The sequence below is a fragment of the Aeromonas sp. ZOR0001 genome, from assembly GCF_000801015.1.
Taxonomy (GTDB): Bacteria; Pseudomonadota; Gammaproteobacteria; order Enterobacterales; family Aeromonadaceae; genus Aeromonas; species Aeromonas veronii.
On the sequence record NZ_JRJY01000126.1, the window covers coordinates 1 to 284 of the forward strand.

The following is a 284-nucleotide window of genomic DNA, read 5'->3' on the forward strand; positions in this document are numbered from 1 at the left end:
GATAACTACCGCTGCCCCATCCCCGAGCGCTTCCTGTGGCGCAACTGGGCGGCCGATAGTGAAGGGCTGACAGGCGATGCCCTGCTCGATTTCGTCAACAACGACCTGTTCGACAGCCTGAAAAACCAGCCTGCCAATATCGATCTCAACCCCCGTGGCTATGTGGTGAAAGAGGCGTTCAGCGATGCCTTCAACTACATGAAGAACGGCACCCTGCTCAAGCAGGTGATTAACAAGCTAAACGAGATCGACTTCACCGACAGCAGTGAGCGCCACCTGTTTGG

1 protein-coding gene is annotated in these 284 nt (G+C 56.0%); it reads left to right on the forward strand.

Features of this window, described 5'->3' with window-relative positions; genetic code table 11:
* Positions 1 to 284 (forward strand): type I restriction-modification system subunit M N-terminal domain-containing protein (locus L972_RS16230; protein ID WP_047439554.1); only part of this gene is annotated, 284 nt, incomplete at both ends.